Below are 11,497 nucleotides of genomic sequence, written 5' to 3' on the forward strand. Positions count from 1 at the left end.
CCTATTATAGCATAAATGGCAACAAATGGAATAGTCCGGATTTTGAATGATTTGATTTTGCTTGACATTATTGTGATGGGGATCTTATAATAGACGTTGTCTCAGGTTTGTGGTTGAAAGTCGATGCCAGATGCAGGCGAAGCGATCCACGTAAGACAATTCAATAGCGAATTGTTGAGCATAGTGCGTCTTAGAAGTAAGTCCAGCCGGGTACACCGAGAGAAGGAGTTGTGATGCGAACACTGAGCTAAACTTCCAGCTGGCGAGTGTGGGGGAAAAGACCAGGTCAACTGAGGCAGCTTAAAAATGAATAACTTTATTTTAGATGATATTTTGTGACAAGAATTTGACACAAATGATTTTGACTAAAAGGGATTGGATTGGGTATAATAAGAATATACTTAAAAGCACTTCATGAGTGAGTGTAAACGAGTAAGGTTGACCTTTTGAAAGGAGTTGTCGTTATGAGATTCACAATTTACGGAAAAAATATGCATGTATCAGAAGGTTTAAAAGAAACATTAAAAAAGAAACTGGGGAAATTTGATCGTTACTTTGGTCAGGAAACTGAAGTGTACGCCACCTTCAGCAAAGAAAAAAATTACCAGATGCTGGAAGTAACCATTCCTGTGGGAAAAACCATTTTACGAGCTGAAGAAAGATCCGAGGATATGGTGACATCAATTGAAGATGTTGTCAATAAACTGGAAGGTCAGCTTAGAAAACATAAAACAAAATTACAGAAACGCAATCAGGATGAAGCAGCGAAGTTTAACTTAGAAGGGATCGAAGGACTCGAAGATGATGTGTTCCAACCCAAAGTCGTTCGAACCAAAAAATTTGCGGTCAAACCCATGAATGTTGATGAAGCAACCTTACAAATGGAATTGCTGGGACATGATTTCTTTGTATTTCTCAACGGCGATACGGACGACGTCAATGTTGTCTACATGAGAAAAGATGGAAATTACGGCTTGATCGAGCCAACTTTCTAAAATTTTTAAGAAAAAACTGAAAAGAACGATAAGCACCCCTTGAATAATCGATTTAAGGGGTGTTTTTGATGAAGTTGTTTTATGAATTCACTTTATTTTCAAATTTATACATTATTTAGGCATAAAGTTTTGACAGAACTTTTCTTTTGTTTTAAAATAGATCTATATGCATTAATATCTAAACATCGATAAAGATGAGAATACCTAAGAAATGATTATAAATAAATAGTGGGGTTAAAATAAATATGTTAATACTAATTGCAATTATTTTAGGTTTTTTAATTGGGAAAATTCGCAGGGGAAGTCTGCGTGGCTTCAAAGTCAGAAAAATTTCCCTGCTACCGGTAGGGATTTTAGGGATGGTGTTGCAGATTGCTTTGCATCTTTACATCTACACTGGCGGTATTTCGTTGGTTGAACCCTATCTGGAGATTGTCAATTTTGCCAGTTATATCCTGATATTAGTCATGCTGGTATTTAATCTGGATGATTTCTGGGTTATTCTGATGGCAGTGGGGATTACTTCGAATTTTGTTGTGATTTTTATTAATGGTGGGCACATGCCTGTTTCGCAGGGCGTAATTGATACGCTGCCAGCAGCTTTTGGCGAGCAAATCGTTCAGGGGTTGAGTCCTTTATACGCATTGATTCAACCGAATACACTGTTATGGTTTTTGGGGATTAATTTACCGATTCCGGTGCCCTATGTGCCCCTGATCATGAGTCTTTACGGATCGGTGGCCGGTGTAACGGTTGGTACGATTGTAACTCTGATCGGTTTAATTGGTTTTATTCAATATGTAATGAATAAAAAAGCGTCCATCATGCAAGACGAGCGCAATGACCATGGTGAAGACGAAGGTATTTTTGGCGATGACGATGATTATGAAATCAGCGGGGTTTCGCTCCAGAACAGCTATCAGGAAGGTTATGACGAACCGGAAGATATTGACGATTATTATCGCGACATGGCGGCGACCGGAGGGATTCGTGGTGATCGGGATGAAAATGCCACGATCGCTATTCCTGCCGAAGGCTTTAGAAGTGCCGATAATAGCAGTGTTCAAGACAGCTTTGAAACCAGATTGATTCCGGCAGCTCTGGATGAGGTGGATTCAGGAATCGGAACGGAAACTGAAGAAATTGTCATCAGCAAGAGTGATACCCAGGAAACTCGGATCATGGAACCGGTGGATGATGGCAGTACCAAGATTATTAGTAATATCCAGGATGTTGGCACCTATGTTAAGGGCGAAAAAGAATTGGAAGCCGCTGATATGGAAGAAATTCTCAACAGTGAGGACGCTGGCTTTTTTACCAAAAAGTATTATGAAGAAAAACTGGCGGTTGAAAAAGAACGACTGATTCTGCAAATGCGGGAAATGGAACTGAACAAGGTGGCAAAATCCCTTAGTGATCCCGAGGGCGAACCCCATCCTGTACCGGAATCCGATTTGCGGATCGTGGAAAGCTTCAAACTCACCGATCTCGACCAGCCGTTTGTGTTACGGAGCGAAACCAGTACCTATGATAGTGGTGTAAAAAGTAAAGATGAAGACGATGTGGAGTTTTCTGAAGATGAGATGCTCAATGTCTGGCAACGCCTGAATCTGGAAGATGAAAAACGTAAAGCCGAACGGCGTAAACAACTGATGCGGGAAACCAGTAAAGAGGCAGAAACCCTGATCAGTGGTTCGCCCCGAGATGAGGTTGCCATTCCCTTAAAGGAAATCGAAGAGGTGACAGAACCAGTAGTGGGTCGGGTATACGACAGTACCAATGAAGACAAGGACAAATTGCTGGCCAATATGGATGATGATGAGCGTAAGAATTTTCAGGAAACCGTCGATGAACGAAAGCGGGCGGGCTATGAACTGGTCGAACTGAAGTTGGACGGAAAAGATGTGGCTTTTTGGCGCAAGAAAAAATAAATGATAAATAGTTGCAAAACAAGGGGACTGTATCAAAAAATACAGTCCCTTTAAAATTATATAAGTTTCATTAAAGAGAGTATGCTATAATAAAGTTTAGTGTATAAATACAGCAAGAATGTTACAAAGGAGTGAAAAGATTGGGAATTTTAGATCAGATATTTGATAGTAATAGAAAAGAATTAAAACGGATGCAAAAAAAAGTTGACCAGATTCTGGAGCTGGACAGCCGCTATGCAGCCATGAGTGATGATGAATTAAAGGGCCAAACCCTTATATTTAAGGAACGACTGGCTCAGGGGGAAACCCTTGATGATTTGCTGGTCGAGGCCTTTGCCACCGTACGGGAAACTGGGGCCCGGGTTTTAGGCATGAAACACTTTCCGGTTCAGCTTTTGGGGGGGATGGCCCTTCACGAAGGCAATATTGCCGAAATGAAAACCGGGGAAGGTAAAACCCTGGTATCAACTCTGCCCGCCTACCTCAATGCCTTGGATGGCCGGGGGGTCTATATTGTTACGGTCAATGATTATCTGGCAAAACGTGACAGCGAATGGATGGGTAAGATCCACGAGTTTTTGGGACTCCAGGTGGGTCTGGTCGTTCATGGCCTGTCATTTCAGGAAAAGCAACACGCCTATGCCTGCGATATTACCTACGGCACTAATAACGAATTTGGCTTTGACTACCTGAGAGATAACATGGCCTCGGTGAAAGCCCAGCAGGTGCAGCGGGAACTTAACTATGCCATCATCGATGAAGTGGATAGCGTGCTGGTCGATGAAGCCAGAACGCCACTGATTATTTCCGGCAGCGGAGACAAAAGCACCAAACTGTACGCTTTGGCCAATAGCTTTGCGAAAAGCCTGAAGGCCGATGATTATATCAAAGATGAAAAAGCCAAATCAGTGATGTTGTCCGATGAAGGGGTCATTAAAGCCGAAAAGTATTTCAATCTCACCAATCTGGCGGATATGGAAAATATGGAAATATCTCATCATATTAATCAGGCCCTTCATGCCAATACCCTGATGTTTAAAGATCGGGATTATGTGGTCAAGGATGGCGAAATTATTATCGTCGATGAGTTTACCGGTCGTTTGATGCCCGGACGCCGTTATTCCAACGGTCTACATCAGGCCATTGAAGCCAAGGAAAACGTTAAGGTCAACCGGGAATCCAAAACCCTGGCAACCGTTACCTTCCAGAACTATTTTAGAATGTTTAATAAGCTGTCTGGGATGACCGGGACGGCCAAAACCGAAGAAGACGAGTTCCAGACCATTTATAATCTCAATGTTTTATCGATTCCCACCAATAAACCGCTGATTCGTCAGGATCTCAACGACTTGATCTATAAAAGTGAACAAGGAAAGTTTCTGGCTGTCACTGAAGAAGTTAAGCGGCGACATGCCACCGGTCAGCCGATTCTGATCGGAACCATTTCGATTGAAAAGTCGGAACTGCTCAGTGGCTACTTAAAACGTTCTGGTGTTAAGCACAATGTCTTAAATGCCAAATTTCTGGAAAAAGAAGCTGAAATTGTCGCCAATGCCGGTCAAAAAGATGCCGTTACGATTTCGACCAATATGGCCGGTCGTGGAACCGATATCGTTTTGGGTGAAGGGGTCAGAGAACTGGGCGGACTCCATATTCTTGGTACCGAACGTCACGAGAGTCGCCGGATTGATAACCAGCTTCGTGGTCGGGCCGGTCGTCAGGGAGATCCCGGTTCTTCGCAATTCTTTGTTTCGTTAGAAGATGATCTGATGCGGGTATTCGGATCAGAAAAAATTCAGGGTCTGGTTGAATCGATTGGTCTGGATGAAGAAACGCCGATCGAAAATAAAATGCTGACCCGGGGTATCGAGAATTCCCAGAAACGGGTGGAAGGTCGCAACTTTGACATCCGGAAACATGTGCTTCAATATGATAATGTCATGAATCGCCAACGGGAGCTGATCTATGAACAGCGGCAGCAGGTTATTGATGGCAAAGATATGGAAAGTGAAATCTGGAGCATGACCGAAACCCTGATCAATGCCTATGTCAGTATGTATACCGGCGATGGTCAGTATTATGACGATTGGGATCTGGAAGGGTTGCACAAACATCTTGAGGCCAATGTTTTGCCGAAGGACAGTTTCACCCTACCGGAAAAACCGGAAAGTACCGAAGTACTGGTGGAAGCGATTCTGGACGAATGCCGCAACGTGCTGGAAGATAAAAAAGAAAAGCTGGGCCTGGAACAGTTGCAAAATATTGAGCGGATGATTTTGTTAAGAAGCGTCGATTCTGCCTGGATGGAACACATTGATAACATGGAGCAGCTAAAACAGGGGATCGGACTGCGGGCTTACGGACAAAATGATCCGGTTAAAGAGTACACCAAAGAGGGTTTTGACCTGTTTGATGACATGATCATGCGGATTCAGGAAGATACAGTTAAGTACTTATTCAATTTAAATATCCAGGTGGTTCCGGCGGAAGAAGCTCAGGTAAAATCGGTGGATTTCAGTCAGATGAAGACCAACGAAAATGAAATTGAAGGAAAACCGAGTGGGCCGGCCAGTGCTCAAAACAAGGTTGGCCGCAACGATCCCTGTCCCTGTGGCAGCGGGAAAAAGTATAAGAAATGTTGTGGTGCATAAAAAAGTTGAAAAAGAAGGGGTGTGATCGTGATGATCGATTTGTATGAGGAAAAACAAATCATCAATGCAATGGCGACTAAACTGAAGGAAATGGGGAATTCACTTTGACTTGCCACGGCTTGTCAATGAAATGGAGGCCTTAGAAAAAAAAACTGAGGATCCGGAATTCTGGAATGATCAGAAAAGTGCACAAATTGTTTTAAAAGAACTAAAAATTATTAAAATCAAGGTGGATCATTATAATGCGCTGGCTGAAGCCCTGGATGATATCCAGGTGATGCTGGAGCTGGCCGAAGAGGGCGAACTGCTCGACGGCTTTAGTGAATCGATACGGGAACTCGATGAAAAACTGGATAATTTCCGGACCGAGACCCTGCTTTCCGGTGAATTTGACAGCAATAATGCCATTATTTCGCTGCATCCCGGGGCTGGCGGAACCGAGTCCCAGGATTGGGCTTCGATGCTACTGCGGATGTATACCCGTTGGGCCGAAAAGAAGGGGTATAAGGTTAAAACCCTGGATCTTCAGCCTGGCGATGTGGCTGGGATTAAAAGTGTCACCCTGCTGATTGAAGGGGTCAACGCTTACGGCTATTTAAAAACCGAGCGGGGAGTGCACCGGCTGGTGCGGATCTCTCCCTTTGATTCATCTGGCCGCCGACATACCTCGTTTGCATCCCTTGATGTGATGCCTGAGGTCGATGAATCGGTGGAAATAGAAATTCAACCCGACGAAATTCGGATTGACACTTTTCGCTCCAGCGGGGCCGGTGGCCAGCACGTTAATACCACTGATTCGGCGATACGGATTACCCATTTAAAAACCGGGATTGTGGTGCAGTGCCAAAACGAACGCTCCCAGCATCAGAACAAAGAGGTGGCCATGAACATGCTTAAAGGCAAGTTGGTGGAAATCATGGAGCAGGAAAAGATGGATCACATTGAAGATATTAAGGGTGACTACAGCCAGATTGCCTGGGGCAGCCAGATCCGTTCCTATGTCTTCCATCCATACAACATGGTCAAAGACCACCGCACCAATGTCGAGGTCGGTAATGTCGGTAGCGTCATGGATGGCGATCTGGACGGTTTTATGAATGCTTATCTCAATACGATGGTATAGAATAATTACGGAACTAATTTAAGAAGAATTGTTGGAGGGGAAAATGGCAAAGAGCTATCAGGAAATTAACGAAAAAATTGCCCGGGGCGAGGCGGTGGTTGTCACTGCCGAAGAAGTCATCGGGATTGTCAAAGAACGGGGCGTTAAAGAAGCCGCCGACTATGTGGATGTGGTCACCACCGCTACCTTCGGACCGATGTGTTCATCGGGGGCCTTTCTGAATTTTGGACATTCTGATCCGCCGATCCGAATGGGGGAGATCAGCCTCAATGGGGTTTCCGCCTATGGTGGTCTGGCAGCGGTGGACACCTATCTGGGGGCCACCCAGCCGTCAACAGACAAGGGTATTGAATATGGTGGGGCTCATGTGATTAGTGACCTGATCGCCGGAAAAGAAGTCCATCTGGTGGCAAAATCTCAGGGGACTGACTGTTACCCCAGAACCGAGCTGGATACCTGGGTCACACTGGAGGATTTAAATGAAGCTTACCTCTTTAATCCCAGAAATGTCTATCAGAATTACAATGCCGCCATTAATGGTTCCAGCCATCGGCTTTACACCTATATGGGAATTCTGCAGCCCAATATGGGAAATATTACCTATAGCACTGCCGGTGAATTAAGCCCCCTGCTTAATGACCCGTTGCTTAAGACCATTGGTATGGGTACCCGGATCTTTTTTGGCGGCGCTCAGGGCTATGTGTCCTGGATGGGTACCCAGTTTAATACCGCCTGTCCCCGGGATGAAAAGGGCTACCCCCAGACCCCCGGCGCAACTCTGGCCTTAATCGGAAATATGAAAGAAATGAATTCCAAATATATTCGTGGCGCTGTTTATGAAGGTTACGGCACCTCGATGTTTGTTGGCGTAGGGATCCCGATTCCGATACTCAATGAAGAAATAATGGCTTTTGTGGCGGTGGAGAATAAAGATCTGTACACCAATGTGATTGACTACAGTGTTCCTAAAAAAGCCAAGCCAGTTTTGAAAAAAGTTTCTTATGCTGAACTGAGAAGCGGATCGGTGGATATCAATGGCAAAAACATCAAGACGTCACCACTTTCCAGTCTGAAAATGGCCAGAGAAATTGCCGAAGAGTTGAACAATTGGATCAAAAAAGGTGAGTTTTTTCTGCAGGAACCGATTCAGAGCTTCCCGATGGGAAATTCCCTTAAGGGTCTGGAAATCAAGGAAGGAGAATCCCGATGATGACAAAAAAAATACTCTTGTCCTTTCCGCAGAAGGCTGCCGGTCAGCCGATGGCCATGGAACTGATCAAAACCTACCATCTGGATTTCAACATCCTTAAAGCCTTCATCGATGATAATATTAAAGGAACCCTGCTGCTTGAAATAAAAGGTGAAGAAGCCGATATTGAAGCCGGGATTGTCTATTTGCGTCAACATCAGATTGGGGTCAGAGACATCGAATCGGTGGTTGAGGTGGACCCTGACAAATGTGTTTCCTGTGCTGCCTGTACCGCAGTTTGCGCAGTCGGTGCCCTGGAAATGACGGCTGACTGGTCGCTGGTGCATCACGATGACAAATGTCTGGAGTGTATGCTGTGCGTTAAAGCCTGCCCGATGCGGGCCATCCACGCGCTGATCTGAGTATGCAATACCAACCCCGAACCTATCGAAAGATGATGAAAGCCGAGGATCTGGATTATTTCCAGGTCCTCGAATTTGAATCCGACCTTTTTATTGGTGTCGATCATGGCCGGAGTAGCCCGGAACTGATTGGGGCGGTACAGACTGAAGTACAGACCCTTCGCCAGACTATTTTTAACTACCATCGTAGCCATCCGGATTTTATTAAATCATTGTTGCCATTGCCGCTAAATTCTGCTGCCGCCCCGATTGTAGCCGATATGCTTCTAGCCGGAAAAATAGCCGGGGTAGGACCGATGGCAGCGGTAGCCGGTGCGGTCTCAAAATATATCGGAAAGATGCTGGAATCTCACACAACCGAGATGGTGGTGGAAAACGGCGGCGATCTTTTGATCCGGACCAAAAAAGTGCGACGGGTGGCGCTTCATACCACCAATTCCCAATTTGTCGATCTGGGTATCGCAATCAAACCCCGGGAAAAGGCCCTGGGGGTCTGTACCTCCTCTGGCGTGATGGGGCACTCCCTGAGCTTTGGCAAGGCCGATGCTGTCACTGTGATCAGCGAAGACATCCCACTGGCGGATGCAGTGGCAACCGCCCTGGGAAATCGCATCAAAAAACCGGAAGATGTGGAAAAAGGACTGGACTGGGTAAGAAATATAAAAGGAATCCTCGGCACCCTGATTATCATTGATGATCAATTGGGGGCCTGGGGTGAAATTGAACTATGCTAATACATGCAACCTGTCTAAAGGAAAGGAGAACCAGTGAAACTAGGAGAAATACTAAAAAGTAAGCGGCTGTATCTCGATGGCGCCATGGGGAGCCTGCTGCAGAATAAATTGGCGGCTATTGGCCCGGTTCCCGAAGTGCTCAACCTGACCCATCCGGAGCTGATTAAAGAAATTCATCAACTATACATCGATGCCGGGGCCAATATTATTCTTTCCAATACCTTTGGGGTTAACGGCTATAAGCTTAAGGGTTGCAATTATACCGTTGAACAATTGGTGACGGCTGGGGTACACAATGCAAAGGCCTTGAATCCCGACTATGTGGCCCTGGATGTCGGACCATTGGGAACCCTGATCGGGGCTCTCGGGGAGATGCCATTTGATCAGGCTGTTGACTATTTCAAAGAGGTTATTACCGCCGGTGATCAGGCTGGTGCCGATCTGATTGTCATTGAAACCATCACTGATATCTGCGAGGCCCGGGCAGCTCTGATTGCTGCCAAAGCCGTATCGGAGCTGCCGGTGATTGTATCGATGACCTATGAGGAGAATGCCCGGACGCTTACCGGCAGTGATGCCTTAACGGTTGTCAACATTCTGGAGGCTCTTGGTGCAGATGCCATTGGGATTAATTGTTCCACTGGACCGGATGCGATGCTGCCGATTATCGCCGATCTGGTTCGCTATGCCTCGGTGCCGATTATGGTGGAACCCAACGCTGGTTTGCCACATATGAGAGAGGGCAAAACCGTCTATGACATCACCATCGATCAGTTTACGCAATATATGGTGCAAATTGCCGAGATGGGAGCCTTAATTCTTGGTGGTTGCTGCGGCACCACCCCGGCCTATATCGAAAAAATGAAGCAGGCTACTGTGGATCTACCGCTTTTTCCGGTCACCGCAAAAGGCTTTACTGCTGTTTCTTCCAGTACCAAAACGATAATCCTGGGCGACGACATTCATATCATCGGCGAATGTATCAACCCGACGACCAATCCGGTACTGAAGGCCTCCCTACGTGCGGGTGAACTGTCCGTGGTGACCCAGCTGGCGGTTGATCAGAAAAAAGACGGCGCTGATATTCTCGACATCAACCTGGGACTACCGGATATTGATGAAGAAGCGATGATGCAGGAAGCCGTCGACACAGTTAGTAAACTGGTGGATTGTCCGCTACAGATTGATTCCTCCAATCCGGAAGTCATCGAAGCTGTCCTGCGGAGCTATCCCGGTAAAGCAATTATTAATTCGGTTAATGGCAAACAGTCGTCAATGGCAGCGATTTTTCCGATCGCTAAAAAATACGGAGCCTTGGTGCTGGGTCTGACTATGGATGAGAGTGGTATCCCCAGTCTGGCGGGTGATCGCTTTGCCATTGCCGAAAAAATCATCACAACGGCAAAATCTTATGGGATTCCTGAAAAGAATATTCTGATTGATGCCCTGGTGTTAACCGCCTCGGCCCAACAGGCAGAAGTCCGGGAAACCATCAAAACCCTGGAAAAACTCCGGGCTCAGCTGGGTGTACCAACGGTATTGGGGGTTTCCAATATTTCTTTTGGACTCCCTAACCGCGAACTTCTAAACCGAACCTTTTTAGCGATGGCTCTGGAAGCGGGACTGACCACCCCGATTATGAATCCCGGTGATCAGGAAATGATGGACACCATCAAAGCCTTCCGGGCCCTCTGGGGTTTTGATGGCCAGTGCATTGCCTATGCCAACGCCTACAAAGACAAAAGCGCCGCTGTAACCAAAGCAGAAACCGGGCGGGCGACTCTGGGACTAAAAGCGATCATTGAAGAAGGTCTGACGGATCAGGCGGCTGCAGCCACGGCCATTCTTTTAAAAACCAGAGAACCGCTGGATATTGTCAATAATGAGATCGTCCCGGCCCTTGATGCAGTGGGGGATGCCTTTGAAACCGGCGAATGCTTCCTGCCCCATCTGATTTTTGCGGCCGAAACCGCCCAACAGGCCTTTGAGGTCATCAAAGAAACGATGACCCAAGCCGGTCAGACTCAGGTAGCCAAGGGAAAAATTGTGTTGGCCACAGTCGAAGGCGATGTTCACGACATTGGCAAGAATATCCTCAAGGTGATTCTGGAGAATTACGGCTACGAGATTGTCGATCTCGGTAAGGATGTCAAGGCTGATATCATTATTCAGACAATCAAGGCCGAAGGGATTAAACTGGTCGGGCTCAGTGCCCTGATGACAACCACGGTTAAAAATATGGAAAAAATCATCACAGAAATCAAAGTCAGTTGCCCGGGAACCATCATTATGGTTGGCGGAGCGGTACTAAACCCTGAATATGCCCAGACCATCGGTGCCGACTTCTACGGCAAAGATGCCCGGGAAGGTGCTGGCATTGCCAAAACCGTATTTGCGTAACAGCAAAAACAGACAGCTTATGGCTGTCTGTTGAGGTTGTCGATAAACTACC

General features: G+C 46.2%; 8 protein-coding genes. All 8 read left to right on the forward strand.

Features of this window, described 5'->3' with window-relative positions; all coding sequences use genetic code 11:
- The first annotated feature begins 464 nt into the window (after positions 1-464).
- The 8 genes from hpf to B3F51_RS01755 all read left to right on the forward strand — a co-directional run bounded on the left by hpf (position 465) and on the right by B3F51_RS01755 (position 11,445).
- Positions 465-995 carry a ribosome hibernation-promoting factor, HPF/YfiA family gene (gene hpf, locus B3F51_RS01720; RefSeq protein ID WP_070369976.1) on the forward strand — a complete coding sequence of 177 codons (531 nt, stop codon included), beginning with the start codon at positions 465-467 and terminating at the stop codon, positions 993-995.
- Between the two features lie 245 nt (positions 996-1,240).
- Complete coding sequence (locus tag B3F51_RS01725; protein WP_070369977.1) at positions 1,241-2,926, forward strand: DUF5317 domain-containing protein; 1,686 nt, start codon at positions 1,241-1,243, stop codon at positions 2,924-2,926.
- Positions 2,927-3,066: 140 nt separating this feature from the next.
- Positions 3,067-5,577, forward strand: a complete 2,511-nt coding sequence (secA, locus tag B3F51_RS01730) for a preprotein translocase subunit SecA (protein WP_286945129.1) — start codon at positions 3,067-3,069, stop codon at positions 5,575-5,577.
- A gap of 30 nt (positions 5,578-5,607) precedes the next feature.
- A protein-coding gene (gene prfB / locus B3F51_RS01735; protein WP_228881371.1) for a peptide chain release factor 2 occupies positions 5,608-6,700 on the forward strand; the annotation gives its coding sequence in 2 pieces (ribosomal slippage) (positions 5,608-5,682 and positions 5,684-6,700; 1,092 coding nt in all).
- A 43-nt stretch (positions 6,701-6,743) separates the two neighbouring features.
- Positions 6,744-7,910 carry a homocysteine biosynthesis protein gene (locus B3F51_RS01740; RefSeq protein WP_070369979.1) on the forward strand — a complete coding sequence of 389 codons (1,167 nt, stop codon included), beginning with the start codon at positions 6,744-6,746 and terminating at the stop codon, positions 7,908-7,910.
- A complete protein-coding gene (locus B3F51_RS01745) occupies positions 7,907-8,311 on the forward strand; it encodes an NIL domain-containing protein (RefSeq protein WP_286945132.1) in 405 nt (134 codons plus the stop codon). Before B3F51_RS01740 ends, B3F51_RS01745 begins: the two co-directional genes overlap by 4 nt.
- A 2-nt stretch (positions 8,312-8,313) precedes the next feature.
- Positions 8,314-9,045 (forward strand): UPF0280 family protein, encoded by a 732-nt coding sequence (locus B3F51_RS01750; RefSeq protein WP_286945134.1) that lies wholly within the window; start codon positions 8,314-8,316, stop codon positions 9,043-9,045.
- A 33-nt stretch (positions 9,046-9,078) separates the two neighbouring features.
- Positions 9,079-11,445 carry a homocysteine S-methyltransferase family protein gene (locus B3F51_RS01755; protein ID WP_286945135.1) on the forward strand — a complete coding sequence of 789 codons (2,367 nt, stop codon included), beginning with the start codon at positions 9,079-9,081 and terminating at the stop codon, positions 11,443-11,445.
- The last annotated feature ends 52 nt before the right edge of the window (positions 11,446-11,497 follow it).

The organism is Acetobacterium sp. UBA5834 (assembly GCF_002435675.1).
In the GTDB taxonomy this organism is placed as follows: Bacteria; Bacillota; Clostridia; order Eubacteriales; family Eubacteriaceae; genus Acetobacterium; species Acetobacterium wieringae.